The following is a 17842-nucleotide window of genomic DNA, read 5'->3' as shown; positions in this document are numbered from 1 at the left end:
CGCCGCCCGGACGGGCCCTAGTCTGGGCGGATGCCTGATTGCCTGGTGCTGGCCGGTCCGACCGACGAGATCTACTCCCCCGCCGCGCTGGACCTGCTCACCGAGGTGGAGCGGGAGCGGGCGGCGCGCTTCCTCAAGGAGGCCCACCGCCGCGACTTCGTGGCCGCCCACCTCCTGGTACGGCGCTGCGCCGCCCGGGTGACCGGAGTGCCCGAGGAGGGGCTGACGCTGCTGCAGCACTGCGACCGCTGTGGCCCGGGGCACGGCAGGCCGTCCCTGGCGGAGTTCCCCGAGCTCGGCGTCAGCCTCTCCCACACCGGGGGGTACGTGTGCGCGGCGGCGGGCCCGGGGCGGATCGGCGTCGACGCCGAGCGGGTGCCCGGAGGCCCGTTTGAGGAGTCCCTGGCGGCACAGGCGCTGTCCCCCGCAGAAAGGGCCCTGGTCGCCGACAACGAGTCGCTGATCCGCCTGTGGGTCCGCAAGGAGGCCCTCATCAAGCGCGGGGAGCTCGCCCTCGACGGCCTGCGCTCGGCCGACCTGTCCGCGCTTCCCCTCGACGGCGCCGGGGACGGACGGCGGCGCCTGGAGTGGGAGGGCAGGCACCTGCTGGAGTGGCGCACCGCCTCAGGCGTCGCGGTCAGCGTCGTCACCGACCGCCCGGCCACGTTTGGCCTGTTCCCCGGGAGTCGGGTCGAGGAAGACCTGTGAGATGGCCGGGAAGCGTTCGGCGAGCGTGCGCTCGACCCGGTCCGCGGCACGTTCGAGCGCGCCCGCCGTGCTCTCGTCGACGAAGTCCACCCGGGCGGCGACCATGATCTCATCGGGGCCCAGCATCATGGTCAGCAGCTCGACCACCGCCTCGACCTCGGGCATCGCGAGCAGTTCGGCCCTGATCTCCCGCTCGACCCGTGCCGGTGCCGACTGGCCGATCAGCAGGGAGGCGTTGGCGCGGATGAGGTTGAGCGCCACGCCCAGGAGCAGCAGGCCGATCACCACGGAGGCGGCGCCGTCCCACAGGGAGGATCCGGTCACCTGGTAGCCGAGCAGTCCGGCCGCGGCGATCAGCAGGCCGACCAGCGCGGCGGCGTCCTCGAAGACGACGGCCTTGAGCGCGGTGTCCGGGGTCCTGGCGACGTAGCGCCCCGGGCTGACCCGCAGTCTCCTGGCCTGCCCGCGCACCTGCGACAGGGCCTTGAGGAGGGAGATCCCCTCGACGACGAAGGCGATCGCCAGGACCAGGTAGGAGAGCCTCAGGTCGGCCAGTTCCTCGCCGTGGGCGATCTCGTGCACGCCATGGGTGATCGAGAACCCGGCTCCGCCGATGAGGGTGGCGAAGGCGGCCATGAGCGCCCAGAAGAAGCCCGCCATGCCGTACCCGAAGGGGTGGCGGGCGTCCGCGGGGCGTCCGGCCCTGCGCACCGCGATGAACAGCAGGACCTCGGTGACCGTGTCCGCGGCCGAGTGCGCGGCCTCGGACAGCATCGCCGAGGAGCCGCTGACCAGTCCCGCCACCAGCTTGGCCAGGGCGATGGCGAGGTTGGCCAGCCCTGCGACGATCACCGTGCCGAGGCTCTCCTGCTTGTCCTCCACCCTTCGCCTCCTCCCCGCCGTCCGGTCGTGACGCACGTCTCCTGCCCGCCGTGGAATAGTTGAATCTTCACCTATGTTGACGGCAGAGAACGCCAGAAACCGTGCATATAACCCACAAGGGGTGAAACATGTCGCTCGTGCTCTCTCCCGAGGCCCAGGACCTGCTCTTCCGTGAGGCCCGTACGGCCAACACCTTCACCACGGAACCGGTGAGCGACGAACAGGTGCGAGCGATCTACGACCTGGTCAAGTACGCCCCCACCGCGATGAACCAGCAGCCGCTGCGAGTCGTCCTGGTGCGCTCGCCGCAGGCCCGGGAACGCCTGGTCCGCCTGATGGCGCCGGGCAACCAGGCCAAGACCGCGGCCGCCCCGCTGGTCGCCATCCTCGCCGCCGACCTCGACTTCCACGAGGAGCTGCCCAAGGTCTTCCCGCACCGGCCGCAGGCCAGGGACGCCTTCGCCGCCGACGAGGCGCTGCGCTCCCGCACCGCGACGTTCAACGCGGCGCTGCAGGTCGGCTACTTCATCCTGGGCGTACGCGCGGCGGGTCTCGCCGCGGGCCCGATGGCGGGCTACGACGCCGCCGGCGTCGACAAGGAGTTCCTCGACGAGGCCCACACCGTGCTGGCGGTCGTCAACATCGGCAGGCCCGGCCCTGACGCCTGGTTCGACCGCCTTCCCCGCCTGACCTACGAGGAGGTCGTAACCACCGTCTGAGGTAAGTTCTGCTCTATGAGCCAGGAGCGATCACGGCACGGCGGGCGAAACGGCCAACCCGTGGCGGCCTCCAGCACGACGAGCGAGGAACGGGTGATAGCAGCAGTGAACGACGAGGAGCCCCGCTGGCTCTCCACGATGGAGCAGCGGGCCTGGCGTGCTCATCTGGCCGCGCACAAACTACTTGAGCACCGCCTCGATCGTGACCTGCAGACCTTCGGGCTTTCGGTGAACGACTACGAGATCCTGGTCAACCTCTCGGAGAGCCCGGGCCACCGGATGCGCATGAGCGACCTCGCCGACGCCACGATCCAGTCCCGTAGCCGCCTGTCCCACCAGATCTCCCGGATGGAGGCGGCCGGACTGGTCGCCAGGGAGACCTGCGTCGACGACAGGCGCGGCACCTTCGCGGTGCTCACCGAGCACGGCTGGGCCACGATCCAGCAGGTCGCCCCGCATCACGTGGCCAGCGTACGGCAGCACTTCATCGACCTGCTGACCGACGACCAGCTGCGGGAGCTCGAAGCCGCCTACAGCCCGGTCGTGACCCACCTCAAGAGCCTGCGCTGAGCCCGTTCACCGGGTACGGCGCGCGCCGTACCCGGTGAACGGGTCACTTCTTCTTCTGGCCCTGCCGCTTCTCTCTGATCTTCATCGTGACCTCGATCGGGGAGCCCGCGAAGCCGAACTCCTCACGGATCCTGCGCTCGATGAACCGGCGGTAGGTCTCCTCAAGGAAGCCGGAGGTGAACAGCACGAACCTGGGCGGCTCGGTCGTCGCCTGGGTGGCGAAGAGGATCTTGGGCTGCTTGCCGCCCCTGACGGGGGGCGGGGTCGCCGCGACCAGCTCGGTGAGGAAGGCGTTGAGGCGGGCGGTCGGCACCCGGGTCGACCAGGACTCCAGCGCCTTCTCCAGAGCGGGGACGAGCCTGTCCACGTGCCAGCCGGTCTTGGCGGAGATGTTGACCCGCAGCGCCCACGGAACGCGGACGAGCTGACGGTCGATCTCCTTCTCCAGGTAGTAGCGGCGGTCCTCGTCGAGCAGGTCCCACTTGTTGAACGCCACGACCATGGCCCGCCCCGACTCGATCACCAGGGAGATGATCCGCAGGTCCTGCTCGGTCAGCGTCTCACTGGCGTCGATGAGCACGACCGCGATCTCGGAGCGCTCCAGGGCCGACCTGGTGCGCATGCTGGCGTAGAAGTCGGCGCCCTTCAGCTCGCGGTCACGCCTGCGGATGCCCGCGGTGTCCACGAAACGCCAGGTCTTGCCGCCCAGCTGGATCAGCTCGTCGACCGGATCGCGGGTGGTGCCCGCCATCGGGTCGACCAGGACGCGCTCCTCCCCCGCCAGCTTGTTCAGCAGCGAGGACTTGCCCACGTTCGGCTTGCCGAGCAGGGCCACCCTGCGCGGTCCCCGCTCCTCGCCGAAGCGCTGCGGCGGCGTCTCGGGCAGGCTGTCGAGGACCACGTCGAGCAGGTCACCGCTCGACCGGCCGTGCAGAGCCGAGACCGGGTGGGGCTCGCCCAGGCCGAGGGACCACAGCCCGGCGGCCTCAAGCTCCATCTGCTGGTTGTCGACCTTGTTCGCGGCGAGGATCACCGGCTTGCCCGAGGAGCGCAGCACGTGCCCGACGATCTCGTCGGCGTCGGTCACGCCGACCGTCGCGTCGACCACGAACAGGATCACGTCGGCCAGCTCCGCGGCCACCTGCGCCTGCTCGGCGATCCTCAGCGCCATACCGGTCGCGTCCGGGTCCCAGCCTCCGGTGTCGACGACCGTGAAGCGCCGTCCACGCCAGGTGGCGTCGTAGGTGACCCGGTCCCGGGTCACGCCCGGTACGTCCTCAACGACCGCCTCACGGCGGCCGATGATCCGGTTGACCAGCGTGGACTTGCCCACATTGGGGCGCCCGACCACGGCGACGACCGGCTGAGGACCGGCGTCCCGCCAGTCCTCCTCTGAGCCTTCCCCGGTACCTGAATCGACCGGCCCCGCGTCGATCCAGCCGCTGTCTTCTTCGAATTCCCCTGTCACGTCTTTTCCTTAATCAAACGCAGGATCTCGGCGACGACCTCGTCGAGGTTGAGCGCCGTTGTGTCGAGTTCTACAGCGTCGGCCGCCATCGCGAGCGGGTCCGCCTTGCGTGTGGAGTCCAGGGTGTCGCGCCTGGCCATCGCGGCCTTCTGCGCCTGCACCGTGGTGCCCGCCAGCTCCGCCGTACGGCGCAGCGCCCTGGCGTCGGCGCTCGCGGTCAGATAGATCTTGACCGGGGCGTCCGGGACGACGACCGTGCCGATGTCGCGGCCCTCGACGACGATGCCACCCTCGCCGATGATCTCACGCTGCTCGGCCACCAGCCTGCGCCGCACCTCGGGCACCGCGCTGACCGCGGAGACGGCCGCGGTGACCTCGGCGGTGCGGATGGGAGCCGCCACGTCGGCGCCGTCCACGGCGACCGAGGGGGCGTCCGGGTCGGTGCCGAGCGTCAGCACCGGGCCAAGCGCCCTGGCGGCGATCGCCTCCTGGTCGGAGAGATCGACGCCCTGCTGGAGCATCCACCATGTGATCGCCCGGTACATCGCCCCGGTGTCGAGATAACGCAGCCCGAGCGCCCGCGCGACCCCGCGCGACGCGCTCGACTTGCCCGACCCCGAAGGACCGTCCATCGCGACGACCAGTCCGGTCACGACGCCTCTCCCTTGCAGCCCGCTTCAGTTGTCCGTACGAGGCTACCGGGAACGGCGAGACGATCGCGCATCGGACGACCCGCGGCCCGCCGTGAACGGGCCGTGGGGACCGCTTCTAGGGAAGCTGCCAGCCGCCCGCCCGCAACGCCTCCGACAGGGCCGGTACGGCCTCCGGCTGGACCTGCAGTTCGGCGGCGCCCAGGGGAAGCCCCGGGGTGTGTTCAAGGCGGACGTCCTCGATGTTGACACCCGCCGCCTCGGCCACCTGGAACAGCCGGGCCAGCTCTCCGGGGCGGTCGCCGATGACGACCTGGACGCTCGCGTAGGCACGCGCGGGACCGCCGTGCTTGCCGGGAATCCTGGTCGTGCCCACCACACCGCGGCGCAGCAGGCCGGTGACGCCGTCCATGCCGGCGTTCCCGTCCGCCGGGGCTGCGGCGGCGCGCAGCGCGGCGGCGGCGGTGGCCAGATCGTCCGCGATCGCCTCAAGTACGTCGGCGACCGGCAGTGCGTTGCCCGACAGGATGCCGGTCCACAGCGCCGGGTCCCCCGCCGCGATGCGGGTGACGTCACGGACCCCCTGACCGGCCAGGCCGAGCGCGGTCCCGGAGGCCTCGGCGAGCCTGGCGGCCACCGCGGAGGCGGCCACGTGCGGGGCGTGCGAGACGACCGCGACGGCCCTGTCGTGCTCGTCCGCGCCGACCTCGACGGCCTCGCCGCCGCAGAGCTTGATCAGGCCGCGCAGAGCCTCGACCGCGTCGGGCGAGGTCTCCTCCGTCGGGCACAGCGCCCACGGCCTGCCCAGGAACAGGTCGGCTCTGGCCGCCGCCGGGCCCGAGCGCTCCCTGCCCGCCAGGGGGTGTCCCGGCGCGTAGGTGCTCAGGTCGCAGCCGAGCGCCGCCGCTCCCTCGATCGGCAGCCGCTTGACGCTGGCCACGTCGGTGTAGAAGCGCGCCGCGCCCTCCCGCTGCAGACGGGCGATCTGGTCGGCGACGAGGTGCGGCGGGACCGCGACGACCGCGAGCCCGACCCGCCGCCCGTCCCACTCGACGCCCGCGCCGAGTTCCCGCGCCAGCCGTACGGCTCCCGCGTCGCGGTCGGCCAGGTGGACGGGGACGTCGTGGCCGCGCAGGGCGAGGGCGACCGAGGTACCGATCAGGCCCGTGCCGACGACGAGGACGCTCTCAAGGCCGTTCACACGCACTCCTCCGGCGTGACGCTTGGACGGGGGTCACTGGGCGATGTCGACCCGCAGGGCCGCCGCGCCGTGCAGGTAGACATGGTGGATCTCCTGACGCGGCCGGTCGGTCTCCACGTGCGCCATCAGCCGTACGACGCGGGGCAGCGCGCCCGGGACGTCGATCTCCGAGGCGCAGATCAACGGGACGTCGTGAAAGCCGAGCTTGCGTGCCGCCAGGGCGGGGAACTCGGCGTTCAGGTCGGGCGTCGCGGTGAAGATCACACTGATCACGTCGTCGGTGGTGAGCCTGTTGCGTCCCATCACCTCCGTGACCAGCTCGGTCACCCCGGCCAGGATCGCGTCCCTGTCGTTCGCGTCGACCTGGACCGCCCCGCGGATCGCCCGCACCATCGTCGCTCCTTCGTGTCCTGAACGTGTATGTCGGGGAAGGTTACCGGCCTCGGGTCACAGACCCACGGCGGCGTAGAGTTCCCCGACCTCCTTGAGGGTCAGCGCGCGGATCGTCCCCGGCTTGAGCCTGCCGAGTTTGACCGGGCCGAACTCGATACGGGCCAGGTCGATGACCGGGTGCCCGACCTCCTCCAGCATGCGGCGGACGATGTGCTTGCGCCCCTCGTGCAGGACGATCTCCACCAGGGCCTGCTGGCCGTGCTCCTGGACGATGCTGAAGGAGTCGGCCTTGGCGATGCCGTCCTCAAGCTCGACGCCCTTCTTCAGGCGGTGGCCCAGGTCACGCTCGATCCTGCCCGGCACCTTCGCCCAGTACTTCTTCTGCACGCCGTAGCTGGGGTGGGTGAGCCGGTTGGCCAGTTCCCCGTCGTTGGTGAGCAGGATGAGGCCCTCGGTCTCGGTGTCGAGACGGCCCACGTGGAACAGCCGCTCGGTGCGGTCGGCCACGTAGTCGGCCAGCGAGGGGCGGCCGTCGGGGTCGGACATGGTGCTGACGACGCCGAGCGGCTTGTTGATGGCGAGGTAGACGAGGTCGGGCATCGTCGGCAGACGCTTGCCGTCCACGTGGATGACCTGCTTGGCGGGGTCGACCCTGGCGCCGAAACGGCGGACGGTCTGGCCGTCGACCGTCACCCTGCCCGCGCCGATCATCTCCTCGCACGCCCTGCGGCTTGCGACGCCCGCCTGGGCGAGGACCTTCTGCAGCCGCACACCGCCGGGGACCTCGGTGGTGTCGCGCTCGTCGACGTAGTCGGAGTCGTAGAAGTCGAAGTCGCGCTTGGGCTGGCGGGCGGTCTTGAATCGGTCGTTCTCGATCCCCCCGGGCCGCAGAGCGGGCTTCTGGCCCTGCCGGTCCTTCGCCGAGGCGCCCTTGGCGGGCGCGGGACGGCGCTCGCCGTAGGAGTCGGCCCGGCCGCCGCCGATCGTACGGACCTCCGCGCCACGGCCGGTCTTGCCGTAACGACCTCGGGAGCCGCCACCGCGGTTCTCCCTCGGACCGCCCTCCGGCCTGCCGTACCGGCCGCGCGAGCCGCCGCGCTCGTCGGAGAACCCACCACGGTCATCGCGACGGGGACCTTCAGAACGGAACCCACCACGGTCCTCAGAGCGGAAACCGCCCCGGTCATCACGGCGCGGACCCTCAGAACGGAACCCACCACGATCGTCACGGCGCGGACCCTCAGAACGGAACCCACCACGGTCCTCGGAACGGAACCCACCCCGGTCATCACGACGGGGACCCTCAGAACGGAACCCACCACGATCATCACGACGCGAGCCCTCGGAACGGAACCCACCACGGTCATCGCGACGAGGGGAATCCTGCCGGAAACCGCCCTCCGGCCTGCCGTACCGGCCGCGCGAACCGCCGCGCTCGTCGGACTGGAACCCGCCGCGCTCCGCGCGGAAGCCGCCACGGTCCTCGGAGCGGAAGCCACCCCGATCATCGCGACGCGGGCCCTCGGAACGGAACCCGCCGCGATCGGCGCGGAAACCACCGCGATCGTCGCTCCGGGGACCGCCACGGGAGGCGCCTCGGGAGGCGTCCGGGCGGAAGCCGCCCTGCGATCCGCCTCTGGAGTCGCCGCTCCCGCGGTAGCCGCCACCGCGCGGGGCGCCGCCACGGCCTCGACCGCGTCCATCACCGGACGGGGTACCACGCCTGCTGTTCACTGCTTCTGCTCCTCTAGGTTTTCCACGTCGTCTGGCAGGAAGGGCGCGAGTTCCGGAAGCTCTTCGAGCTCCCGCAGGCCCATCCGCTCAAGGAAATATGAAGTCGTCCGGTAGAGCAACGCCTGCCCCTCCGGATCGGTGCCGGCCTCCTCGACCAGCCCCCTGGCCACCAGCGTGCGCATGACGCCGTCGCTGTTGACCCCTCGGATGGCCGCCACCCTGGCCCGGCTGACCGGCTGGCGGTAGGCGACCACGGCCAGCGTCTCAAGCGCCGCCTGGGTGAGCCGCGCCTGCTGACCGTCACGGACGAACCGTTCGACGAGGGCCGCGCATCCGGCCCGCGTGTAGAACCGCCAGCCGCCCGCGACCTCTCTCAGGTCAAAACCCCGGCCCTGGGCCGTGTATTCCGCCGCCAGCGCCCGAAGCGCGGCGGAGATCTCGGGAACGGGCCGTTCCAGCGCCTGGGCGAGGATCGTCTCGGCGACCGGCTCGTCGACCACGAGCAGAATCGCCTCAAGCCCGGCGCGCAGGCCGGGGCCGGACGCCTCATCGGTCATCGGAGGGCTCCTTACCCGCGCTCGCGTCGTAGTCGTCGGCGACGGTCACATCACCGTCGTCGCTGCCGGTCCAGGTCACATGCAGCTCGCCGAGGGGCTCGACCTGCTCGAAGGAGACCGCCGCCTCCCGGTAGAGCTCCAGGACGGCCAGGAAACGAGCGACAACCTCGAAGGTGCCCGTGCAGTCGGAGGTGAGAGCGCGGAAGGTCGCCCGGCGCATGCGCCGCAGCCGCTGGACAAGGATAGCCGCCTGTTCGCGGACATTGGCGAGCGGTTGGTAGATGTGGGCGACGGAGACCGCAGGGGGAACCCTGGGTGCGAAGGCGCGCCGGGCCAGCTCCGCCAGCCGTTCCGGGCCGACGCCGAGGACCAGCGTGGGCAGCAGGTTGGCGAACCTCGCCTCCATCGGCACGATCCTGGGGAAGCGCAGGGCCTCCTCCGCCATCCGGGAGGAGAAGACCTTCACGACCTCCTTGTAGGCGCGGTACTGCAGGAGGCGGGCGAACAGCAGGTCCCTGGCCTCAAGGAGCGCGAGGTCCTCCTCGTCGTCGACCTCTCCCGAGGGCAGCAGCCTCGCCGCCTTGAGGTCGAGCAGGGTCGCGGCCACGAGGAGGAAGTGGCTCGTCTGGTCGAGGTCCCATTCGGGGCCCCTGGCCCGGATGTGGGCGATGAACTCGTCGGTGACCTTGCTGAGCGAGACCTCGGTGATGTCCAGCTTGTGCTTGGAGATCAGGCCGAGCAGCAGGTCGAAGGGGCCCTCGAAGACCTCCAGGTGCACTCTGAAGGTGTCGTCGGCCGTCTGTGCCTGCTCGGTCATCCCGTCATTGTCCCGTACCGGGATCCCGGTCACCGCGGGTGAGGGGTGGTTACTCGGCGTTCCACCTGGCGAGGACCTCGCGGGCCAGCTCCCGGTAGGCGCTCGCGCCGAGTGAGGAGGGGTCGAAGCTGGTGATGGGCTCTCCGGCGACCGTGGCGTCGGGGAAGCGGACCGTCCGGTTGATCACCGTGTGGTAGACCTTCTCGTCGAACGCCTCGACCACCCGGGCGAGCACCTCACGGCCGTGCAGGGTGCGCGCGTCGTACATGGTGGCGAGCAGGCCCTCGATGACCAGGTCCTCGTTGATGCGCTGCTGGACCTTGATGATGGTGTCCATCAGCAGTGCGACACCGCGCAGGGCGAAGAACTCGCACTCCAGCGGCACCATGACGCCGTGCGCGCAGGCCAGCGCGTTGATCGTGAGCAGGCCCAGGGACGGCTGGCAGTCGATCAGGCAGACGTCGTACTCGGGCAGCAGGGGCTTGATCACCCTGCCGAGCACCTGCTCGCGGGCGACCTCGGTGACGAGCTGGACCTCGGCCGCCGACAGGTCGATGTTGCTCGGCAGCAGGTCCATGCCCTCGACGCCGGTCTCCATCAGCACGTCCCTGGCGGTGATCTGCGGCTCCATGAGGAGGTTGTAGACCGTCAGATCGAGCTGGTGGGGGTTGATGCCGAGGCCGACGGACAGGGCGCCCTGCGGGTCGAAGTCGACCAGCAGCACCCTCAGCCCGGCCTCGGCCAGCGCCGCGCCCAGGTTGATGGTCGTGGTCGTCTTGCCGACGCCGCCCTTCTGGTTGACCATGGCCACGACGCGCGCCGGTCCGTGCACCGTACGAGGGGATGGGTCGGGGAACACCGGGCGAGGCCGCCCGGTGGGGCCGAGAACGCCCCCGCTCCGGGGGGTGCCGGTGGTCTTGGTGTCCCCCCATGGATTCTCGGGGTTTCCAGGGGCCGTCCCCCGGCCAGAACCGTCGGTGGTCACAGTCACCAGTCGAACCTCCCTGACGGCCTCGAACCGGACCGTCCGGACGGACACTATGGCGTCAACACGTATGCGGCAAGGCGGCACGCCCGGACACGACAAAGGTCAATGCCGCACGCGCGGATGCGCGGCGGCACAGGCCTCACGGAGTTTGTCGACCGTGACCAGGGTGTACACCTGGGTGGTGGTCACCGAGGCGTGGCCGAGTAGTTCCTGAACCACCCTAACGTCCGCGCCCCCGTCCAGGAGGTGTGTTGCGAACGAATGTCGCAAGATATGGGGGGAGATTCCCGCCAGCCCTCCGCGTTCGGCCGCCGCCTGCAGCACCTCCCAGGCCCCCTGCCGGGTGAGCCTTCCGCCTCTGGCGTTGAGGAAGAGCCCCGAACCACCCCTGCCGTGGGCGGCGATGCCGGGACGGGCACGGGTGAGGTAGACCCTGAGCGCCTCCCTGGCGAAACGGCCGAGTGGCACCAAACGGGAGTGTCCGTCCTTGCCCCGCAGCCTCACCCGCTGGCTGGCCGGGCTCAGGTCGACGTCCTCGACCGCGAGCCCGACCGCCTCGGAGATGCGGGCGCCCGTGCCGTACAGCAGTTCGAGCAGCGCCCGGTTGCGCATCGTGAGCGGCGCCCCCTCCGGGCCCGAGGCCGCAATCAGACGCTCGACCTCGTCCACGCTGATCGCCTTGGGCAGGCGCCTGAGCTGGCGCGGCGGACGCACCCTGCGGGTGGGGTCGTGGTCGCACACGCCCTGACGCAGGGCGAAGCGGTGCAGACCCCGCACTGAGGAGACCGCGCGCGCCGTCGAGCTGGCCACGAGCGCCCGATGCTCCTCGTCTCCCTCCCGCAGCGCGGTGAGGAAGGCGGCGACGTCGGCCTCCGCGACCTCGCCGAAGGTGGCGCGGCCGCGGTTCCTCAGGTGTTCCAGGTATCGAAGGAGGTCACGACGGTAGGAGGCCAGGGTGTTGGCCGCCAGGCCCCGCTCCACCGCCAGGTGGGCGAGGTAGCTGGCCAGGACGACCTCCGTCTCGCTCAGGGCTCCTCCTGTCATGCCTCCGGTGCGTCGGCGGGCCGCAGCGAGGCGAAAGCATCCGCCGAAGCGGCGTATGCGGCGAGAATACCGGCCACGGCTTGGGAATTGTGGATCATTCCCGCCAGGGCACGGCGAACCGCGTCTGCCAGGGGGATCCAGACCACCGGCATGTCGGACTCCTCGTGTCGTCCGACGAAGTCGAACTCCCCCTCGGGGATGAGGCTGAGGTCTCTGGCCAGGAAGATCCTGGTCCGCTCCCCCGTCATCCCGGGCGAGGTGAAGGCGTCGACCAGGGTGTGCCAGGTCCGTGCCCGGTAGCCCGCCTCCTCTGCCAGCTCCCTGGCTGCCGCCTCCTGCAGCGGCTCGTCCTCGACGTCCCGCAGTCCCGCGGGCAGTTCCCACAGCAGGTGCCCGGCCGCGTGGCGGTACTGCCTGAGCAGCAGCACACGGTCCTGGTCGTCGAGCGCGACCACCGCGACGGAGCCGGGGTGGAGCGCGTAGTCACGGTTGACGACCTCTCCGTCCGGCATGACCACGGCGTCGGTCACCACGGTGATGACGCGCCCGCTGAAGTGCCTGACCGAGGAGACGACCTTCCACTCCTCGGGGACGTCCACGACGTCCCCGGCGTTCAGGGCCTTGACGGTGTCGCTCACTTGCTCCTGCCCGCCTTGGCCGCGGTGCCGCGGATGTCGGCGTAGGTCAGGGCCGCCCCGATCAAACCCTTGAACAGGGGGTGCGGGCGGGTGGGGCGGGAACGGAACTCGGGGTGCGCCTGGGTGCCGATGAAGAACGGGTGCACGTCGACGGGAAGCTCGGCGTACTCCACGAGACGGCCGTCCGGCGAGAGCCCGGAGAAGACCATGCCGATCTTCTCAAGCTGCTCGCGGTAGGAGTTGTTGACCTCGTAGCGGTGCCGGTGGCGCTCCTCGACCTTGGCCATGCCGTACAGCTGGCGGGCCAGGGAGCCCTCGGAGAGTTTGGCGGGGTACAGGCCGAGGCGCATGGTGCCGCCCATGTCGCGCTCGCCGGAGACGACGTCCTCCTGGTCGGCCATGGTCGAGATGACCGGGTGGGTGGTCTCGGGGTCGAACTCGGTGCTGCCCGCGTCCTCGACGCCCGCAAGGTTGCGGGCGGCCTCGATGACCATGCACTGCATGCCCAGGCAGATGCCGAGCAGCGGGATCTTGGTCTCTCTCGCGTGCCGTACGGCGCCCAGCTTACCCTCGATGCCGCGCACACCGAATCCGCCGGGGATCAGCACACCGTCGACGCCGTCGAGCTCACGGGCCGCGCCCTCGGGGGTCTCGCAGTCGTCGCTCTTGACCCAGCGGATGTTGACGCGGGCGTCGTTGGCGAAGCCGCCCGCGCGCAGCGCCTCGGTGACCGACAGGTAGGCGTCGGGCAGGTCGATGTACTTGCCGACGAGGGCGATCGTGACCTCCTTCGCCGGGCGGTGCACCCGGCGAAGGAGCTGCTCCCACTCCTTCCAGTCGACGTCGCGGAAGGGCAGGCCGAGGCGGCGCACCACGTAGGCGTCCAGGCCCTCGGAGTGCAGCACCCTGGGGATGTCGTAGATGCTCGACGCGTCGACGGCGGAGACGACCGCGTCCTCGTCGACGTCGCACATGAGGCTGATCTTGCGCTTGAGGGAGTTGGTGATCGGCCGGTCGGAGCGGCACACGATCGCGTCGGGCTGGATGCCGATGCTGCGCAGCGCGGCGACCGAGTGCTGCGTCGGCTTGGTCTTCAGCTCGCCGCTCGGCCCGATGTACGGCAGCAGCGACACGTGCAGGAAGAAGACGTTGTCCCGGCCCACCTCGTGGCGGACCTGGCGGACCGCCTCAAGGAAGGGCAGCGACTCGATGTCGCCGACGGTGCCGCCGACCTCGGTGATGACCACGTCGACGTCGGGGCCCGCCATGGCCCGGATGCGGTCCTTGATCTCGTTGGTGATGTGCGGAATGACCTGGACGGTGTCGCCGAGGTACTCGCCACGGCGCTCCTTGGCGATGACGTTGGAGTAGACCTGGCCGGTGGTGACGTTGGCGGAGCCGTGCAGCTCGGTGTCGAGGAAGCGCTCGTAGTGGCCGACGTCGAGGTCGGTCTCGGCGCCGTCGTCGGTCACGAAGACCTCGCCGTGCTGGAACGGGTTCATCGTCCCGGGGTCCACGTTGAGGTAGGGGTCGAGCTTCTGCATGGTGACCCGCAGGCCCCGCAGCTTCAGGAGGCGGCCGAGGCTGGAGGCCGTCAGTCCCTTGCCGAGGCTGGAGGCGACGCCGCCGGTGACGAACAGATGCTTGGTGTGTGCGGCGCTGCGCAAGGAGTCTCCCGTGGTCGTCATAGATCAGTCGGCGCGTCCTGCTGACGGCCTACATGTCCACGGGCTCTCAGAATATCAAACGGTTCCCGTGATCGGCCCGTACATCCCCTGACCCGCATTTCGCCGCCATATGACCTGACGGTACCTTGGGCCGCTATGTCACTTCGTGGTGTGGTACGGCGTGCCATGGGCAGCCTTGTGCACCGTGTCTGGTCCGCGGTCCGCACCGTGGGCGCGGTGAGCGCCACCAGCCCCGCGGGCTACCGCTTCCGCCGCATCGGCGAGGGCGCGTGCCTCGCCTTCCCCATGGGGGCCGTCTTCGGCGAGGCCTGGATCGAGATCGGCGCCCACACCCTGGTCGGCGAGCGGGTGTCGATCTCCGCGGGCATGGGCCCCGGCGTCGACCTCGGCCCCGTCTCGATCGTGCGGATCGGCGAGAGCTGCTCGATCGGCAGGGGCAGCCACATCGTGGGACACCAGTCGATCGACATCGGCGACCATGTCTTCACCGGCCCCTACGTGTACATCACCGACCAGAACCACGTCTACGACGACCCGGAGACGCCGATCGGCCGTCAGTGGCCGCGCAACAACCCGGTGGTCATCGGTTCGGGCTCCTGGCTCGGCACCGGCGCGATCATCCTGCCGGGGACCAGGATCGGCAGGCAGTGCGTGGTCGCGGGCGGCGCCGTGGTCCGCGGCGAGTTCCCCGACCACAGCGTGATCGCCGGGGTGCCCGCCCGGGTCGTGCGCCACCACGTGCCGGGGCGGGGATGGTTGCCGCCCCACCTGGACGGTACCTCGGCCGGCCGTACCGGGACCGTGGCCGCGGACCGGGCCCTCGGCGCGTCGGCCGCGCCGGCGGGCTCGACACCGCCGTGACCCCCGCGCCCGGGGCCGGTCCGTCGGCCGTCGGCTGAGAGGCGCCGGCGGGGTCGTCCGCCGGGAGGCGGAGGGACGGTCACCCGCCCGGGGGAAATCGCCGCACAGCAGGGTGGATTGTGGCGTTTTTTCCTTGTGAGCGACCCGAAGAAGCTCGTAGCTTTCCGGGTGTTCGCCCCGGCTTGACGGATATGGCGGGGATCGTGGAGGGGATTGCGTTGAGCGGAGTTCGTATCGGCCGCAGGCTGCTCGCTGCTGCCACAGGAGGAGTCGCGGCACTGGCCGTGACGGCCGGTCCGGTGACGGCGGCACGGGCGGACGGCGGCGCGCCCGAGGTCGTCGCCAAGGGCCTCGACAGCCCGCGCGGCATCTCCTTCGGTCCCGACGGTGCCCTCTACATCGCCGAGTCCGGTCACGGCGGCAAGGTCAAGTGCGCCATGACCCCCGCCAAGAAGGGGGAGAAGGCGGAGAAGATGTGCTTCGGCCTGACCGGGCGGATCAGCGTCCTGAAGGACGGCAAGACCTCCGTGCTGGTCGGCGGCCTGCCCTCGGCTGCCAGCGGCCCGTTCGCCCTCGGCCCGCACGACGTGGCGTTCACCCCCAAGGGCGACCTGCTGGTGACCGTCGGTTTCTCCGGCGACACCGCCTTCCGTGCCAAGCTCGGCCCCAAGGCCAGGACCCTGGGCACGCTGCTGACCCTCTCCACCAAGGGCAGGCGGCTGTCCTTCGCCGACCTGGCCGCCCACGAGACCAGGCACAACCCGGACCGCAAGGACAAGGGCAGCGCCGTGGACTCCTACCCGTTCGGCCTCGCCCCGCTGCCCGGCGGCGGCGCGCTGGTCACCGACACCGGCGGCAACTCCGTGCTGCGGGTCGACCGCAAGGGCAGGGTCAGCACCGAGGCGGTCCTGCACGCCAGGTCCGTCGCCGCACCCCCGGCGCTCAAGATGCCCAAGGGCAGCAAGATCCCGATGCAGTCGGTGCCGATGGGCATCGCCAAGGGCCCCGACGGCGCCTACTACGTCGCCGAGCACGGCGGATTCCCCAACCCCGAGGGGGCGGCCCGGGTCCTCCGTCTCAAGGACGGCAAGGTCACCACCGCCGCACGCGGCTTCACCACGGTCGCCGACGTGACCTTCGACGCCAAGGGGCGGCTGATCGTCCTGGGATCCGCCGGACCGCTTCCCGCCAACGGCATGAGCAAGACCACCGTCTACCGCGTCGAGGGTGACGGCACCCGTACCGAGCTTCTCAAGCCCGGTACGCTGACCACCCCCCTCGGCGTGGCCGTAGGCCCCGACGGCGCCGTCTATGTGGCCGACAAGGCCATGGCGCCCGGCAAGGGCGAAATCCTCCGGATCCCCGTTTCGGAGTAGCCCGCGGGAACAGGCGGGGGCGTGTCCATCACGGACACGCCCCCGCCGCCGTTTCGCCCGGCACCGGAACCCGGCGGGATCCACCGGTGCCCCGAGGACGTTGAATGGGAGGACCGAGACACCACGGAGGCACGATGCTCGCGGCACTGACAGGCCTTGGACTCTCCACCGCGGCGGGGCTGAACGCCTACATACCGCTGCTGGTCGTCGGCCTGCTCGCCAACCTCACCGACCAGGTGCGGCTGCAGCCGGAGTTCGCCTGGCTGGCCAACGGCTGGGTGCTCGCGATCGTCGGCGTGCTGCTGGTCGCCGAGTTCGTCCTCGACAAGGTCCCGGTGGTCGACAGCGTCAACGACATGATCCAGACCGTGATCCGCCCGCTGTCCGGCGGCGTGGTCTTCAGCGCGACCGAGGCCGCGGCCCGGCTCGACGGCTCCGACTGGATGACCCACAACCCCTGGGCCGGCTGGGTGCTCGGCATCGGCGTCGCGCTCGCGGTGCACGTGATGAAGGCGACCGCCAGACCGGTGGTCAACGCCACGACCGCCGGGGTGGGGGCACCGGTGGTGAGCACGATGGAGGACGTGGGGTCCCTCGCCATGGCCCTGGTCGCGATCTTCCTCCCGGTCCTGGTCGTGATCGCGGTGGCCGTACTCGCGGTGTTCGCCTGGTGGACCGTCCGCCGTCTACGGCGCCGCCGCGCCCTGCGGCGAAGTCCCGTCTGAACCCCGGCGCCCCGAGGCGGACACCGGCGGGGTGCACGGCGAGGTCCCTTCGGCTTCCGGCCGGACCCCGCGCACGTCGCGACCCCCCGTGTGCACGGGCAGGCGGGCTATGCTCGAAACACCTGTTTCCCCCGCCGGGAGGTGATCAAGATCACCACTTTCCTCACCATCGTGCTGGTGCTCATGGTGCTGTTCCTTCTCGCCGGAGGTGTGGGCGTCTACCTCCTGGTCAAGCTCGGCAAGAAGGCCACGAAGAAGGCCAGGAAGGTGACCGAGCGGGTGGCCTCCCAGGTGGCGGCGATGGACCCGGGCCAGGCCGGTGAGACCGAGCGGATGCGCCTGGACCTGCGCAAGGAGGTCTCTCTGACCCGGCAGGCCGTCGACCAGGCGCTCCAGGCCGGATGGGGGCTGGGTGACCTGCCGCGGCTGGTGGCCGAGATCGGCGTGCACGCCGACCAGCTGGACGGCCAGCTCGCGCTCTACGCCCGGCACAGCCGGAACTCCGCCTACGTCGACCACGCCTCCCTCGGCCGTCTGCGCGAGCACCACGCCAAGCTGACCACCTCGTGCGCCAGAATCCGGGCGGACCTGCTCAACGACCAGATGACGTACTCCGCGAACGGCATCGACGACATCCGGGACCGGACCGACCTGGAGATCGAGGCGCGCCGCCGCGCTCCCGACCCCCTGGACGAGATCGACGAGCTCTACCGCCGCACCGCGGTGCCCCGTTTCCCCGACGACGAGCGCCGCTCAGACCACCGCTGAGAGCCTCCGCCGAGGCGGGCGGGGCCGTATACGGCACCCGCCCGGGTTCCGGCGG

The 17842-nt window shown here is 70.7% G+C and carries 19 protein-coding genes; 7 read left to right on the top strand and 12 right to left on the bottom strand.

Going from position 1 to position 17842, the window contains the following annotated elements; genetic code table 11:
• The first annotated feature begins 30 nt into the window (after positions 1-30).
• The gene (locus tag ACIBVQ_RS03790) at positions 31-708 is read left to right on the top strand and encodes a 4'-phosphopantetheinyl transferase superfamily protein (RefSeq protein ID WP_399175374.1); all 678 of its coding nucleotides are present in this window, start codon (positions 31-33) and stop codon (positions 706-708) included.
• Here ACIBVQ_RS03790 and ACIBVQ_RS03785 read toward each other — a convergent pair.
• The gene (locus ACIBVQ_RS03785) at positions 625-1590 is read right to left on the bottom strand and encodes a cation diffusion facilitator family transporter (RefSeq protein ID WP_399175372.1); all 966 of its coding nucleotides are present in this window, start codon (positions 1588-1590) and stop codon (positions 625-627) included. The two genes, ACIBVQ_RS03790 and ACIBVQ_RS03785, sit on opposite strands and share 84 nt — an antisense overlap.
• A 128-nt stretch (positions 1591-1718) precedes the next feature.
• On the opposite strand from ACIBVQ_RS03785, the gene ACIBVQ_RS03780 reads away from it, so the two are divergent.
• Together ACIBVQ_RS03780 and ACIBVQ_RS03775 are read left to right on the top strand one after the other, a co-directional pair.
• Positions 1719-2309 (top strand): malonic semialdehyde reductase, encoded by a 591-nt coding sequence (locus ACIBVQ_RS03780; protein ID WP_352009105.1) that lies wholly within the window; start codon positions 1719-1721, stop codon positions 2307-2309.
• 138 nt (positions 2310-2447) lie between these two features.
• Complete coding sequence (locus ACIBVQ_RS03775; protein ID WP_386190053.1) at positions 2448-2879, top strand: MarR family winged helix-turn-helix transcriptional regulator; 432 nt, start codon at positions 2448-2450, stop codon at positions 2877-2879.
• A gap of 43 nt (positions 2880-2922) precedes the next feature.
• Here ACIBVQ_RS03775 and der read toward each other — a convergent pair whose 3' ends face one another.
• The 11 genes from der to ACIBVQ_RS03720 form a co-directional block, all read right to left on the bottom strand.
• Positions 2923-4347, bottom strand: a complete 1425-nt coding sequence (der, locus tag ACIBVQ_RS03770; RefSeq protein WP_386189938.1) for a ribosome biogenesis GTPase Der — start codon at positions 4345-4347, stop codon at positions 2923-2925.
• Entirely contained in the window at positions 4344-4979 is a 636-nt protein-coding gene (gene cmk, locus ACIBVQ_RS03765) for a (d)CMP kinase (RefSeq protein WP_352009465.1), read from the bottom strand. Before cmk ends, der begins: the two co-directional genes overlap by 4 nt.
• A gap of 136 nt (positions 4980-5115) precedes the next feature.
• Positions 5116-6198: a prephenate dehydrogenase gene (locus ACIBVQ_RS03760; RefSeq protein WP_352009102.1), complete on the bottom strand. Its 1083-nt coding sequence runs from the start codon at positions 6196-6198 to the stop codon at positions 5116-5118.
• 33 nt (positions 6199-6231) lie between these two features.
• Positions 6232-6591 (bottom strand): chorismate mutase, encoded by a 360-nt coding sequence (gene aroH / locus ACIBVQ_RS03755; protein WP_352009101.1) that lies wholly within the window; start codon positions 6589-6591, stop codon positions 6232-6234.
• A 54-nt stretch (positions 6592-6645) separates the two neighbouring features.
• Complete coding sequence (locus tag ACIBVQ_RS03750) at positions 6646-7362, bottom strand: pseudouridine synthase (RefSeq protein WP_352009100.1); 717 nt, start codon at positions 7360-7362, stop codon at positions 6646-6648.
• Positions 7363-8321: 959 nt separating this feature from the next.
• The gene (gene scpB / locus ACIBVQ_RS03745) at positions 8322-8882 is read right to left on the bottom strand and encodes an SMC-Scp complex subunit ScpB (RefSeq protein ID WP_352009099.1); all 561 of its coding nucleotides are present in this window, start codon (positions 8880-8882) and stop codon (positions 8322-8324) included.
• Entirely contained in the window at positions 8872-9699 is an 828-nt protein-coding gene (locus ACIBVQ_RS03740) for a segregation/condensation protein A (RefSeq protein ID WP_352009098.1), read from the bottom strand. The genes scpB and ACIBVQ_RS03740 overlap by 11 nt, the downstream gene beginning before the upstream one ends.
• A gap of 49 nt (positions 9700-9748) precedes the next feature.
• Positions 9749-10690: a ParA family protein gene (locus ACIBVQ_RS03735; RefSeq protein WP_352009097.1), complete on the bottom strand. Its 942-nt coding sequence runs from the start codon at positions 10688-10690 to the stop codon at positions 9749-9751.
• 99 nt (positions 10691-10789) lie between these two features.
• Positions 10790-11731: a site-specific tyrosine recombinase XerD gene (locus ACIBVQ_RS03730; protein ID WP_399175368.1), complete on the bottom strand. Its 942-nt coding sequence runs from the start codon at positions 11729-11731 to the stop codon at positions 10790-10792.
• Positions 11728-12369 carry an NUDIX domain-containing protein gene (locus ACIBVQ_RS03725; protein WP_399175366.1) on the bottom strand — a complete coding sequence of 214 codons (642 nt, stop codon included), beginning with the start codon at positions 12367-12369 and terminating at the stop codon, positions 11728-11730. The genes ACIBVQ_RS03730 and ACIBVQ_RS03725 overlap by 4 nt, the downstream gene beginning before the upstream one ends.
• Complete coding sequence (locus ACIBVQ_RS03720; RefSeq protein WP_352009094.1) at positions 12366-14036, bottom strand: CTP synthase; 1671 nt, start codon at positions 14034-14036, stop codon at positions 12366-12368. The genes ACIBVQ_RS03725 and ACIBVQ_RS03720 overlap by 4 nt, the downstream gene beginning before the upstream one ends.
• A 156-nt stretch (positions 14037-14192) precedes the next feature.
• Between ACIBVQ_RS03720 and ACIBVQ_RS03715 the strand changes: the two genes are divergently transcribed.
• The 4 genes from ACIBVQ_RS03715 (at position 14193) to ACIBVQ_RS03700 (ending at position 17787) form a co-directional block, all read left to right on the top strand.
• Entirely contained in the window at positions 14193-14918 is a 726-nt protein-coding gene (locus ACIBVQ_RS03715) for an acyltransferase (RefSeq protein ID WP_399175364.1), read from the top strand.
• A gap of 218 nt (positions 14919-15136) precedes the next feature.
• On the top strand, positions 15137-16294 hold the full coding sequence (locus ACIBVQ_RS03710; RefSeq protein WP_352009092.1) for a ScyD/ScyE family protein: 1158 nt from the start codon (positions 15137-15139) through the stop codon (positions 16292-16294).
• Positions 16295-16428: 134 nt separating this feature from the next.
• Entirely contained in the window at positions 16429-17019 is a 591-nt protein-coding gene (locus ACIBVQ_RS03705; RefSeq protein ID WP_352009091.1) for a DUF4126 domain-containing protein, read from the top strand.
• Between the two features lie 141 nt (positions 17020-17160).
• Complete coding sequence (locus tag ACIBVQ_RS03700) at positions 17161-17787, top strand: hypothetical protein (protein ID WP_399175361.1); 627 nt, start codon at positions 17161-17163, stop codon at positions 17785-17787.
• The last annotated feature ends 55 nt before the right edge of the window (positions 17788-17842 follow it).

This window comes from Streptosporangium sp. NPDC049376 (assembly GCF_044466505.1).
Taxonomy (GTDB): domain Bacteria; phylum Actinomycetota; class Actinomycetes; order Streptosporangiales; family Streptosporangiaceae; genus Streptosporangium.
This window is presented reverse-complemented; position numbering and strand designations above follow the sequence as displayed.

Excerpts from the sequence above, each read along its gene's own strand:
- ACIBVQ_RS03790 (WP_399175374.1), top strand. The coding sequence starts at position 31 with ATGCCTGATTGCCTGGTGCTGGCCGGTCCGACCGACGAGATCTACTCC.
- ACIBVQ_RS03780 (WP_352009105.1), top strand. The coding sequence starts at position 1,719 with ATGTCGCTCGTGCTCTCTCCCGAGGCCCAGGACCTGCTCTTCCGTGAG.
- ACIBVQ_RS03775 (WP_386190053.1), top strand. The coding sequence starts at position 2,448 with ATGGAGCAGCGGGCCTGGCGTGCTCATCTGGCCGCGCACAAACTACTT.
- cmk (WP_352009465.1), bottom strand. The coding sequence starts at position 4,979 with ATGGACGGTCCTTCGGGGTCGGGCAAGTCGAGCGCGTCGCGCGGGGTC.
- aroH (WP_352009101.1), bottom strand. The coding sequence starts at position 6,591 with ATGGTGCGGGCGATCCGCGGGGCGGTCCAGGTCGACGCGAACGACAGG.
- scpB (WP_352009099.1), bottom strand. The coding sequence starts at position 8,882 with ATGACCGATGAGGCGTCCGGCCCCGGCCTGCGCGCCGGGCTTGAGGCG.
- ACIBVQ_RS03740 (WP_352009098.1), bottom strand. The coding sequence starts at position 9,699 with ATGACCGAGCAGGCACAGACGGCCGACGACACCTTCAGAGTGCACCTG.
- ACIBVQ_RS03730 (WP_399175368.1), bottom strand. The coding sequence starts at position 11,731 with ATGACAGGAGGAGCCCTGAGCGAGACGGAGGTCGTCCTGGCCAGCTAC.
- ACIBVQ_RS03715 (WP_399175364.1), top strand. The coding sequence starts at position 14,193 with ATGTCACTTCGTGGTGTGGTACGGCGTGCCATGGGCAGCCTTGTGCAC.
- ACIBVQ_RS03705 (WP_352009091.1), top strand. The coding sequence starts at position 16,429 with ATGCTCGCGGCACTGACAGGCCTTGGACTCTCCACCGCGGCGGGGCTG.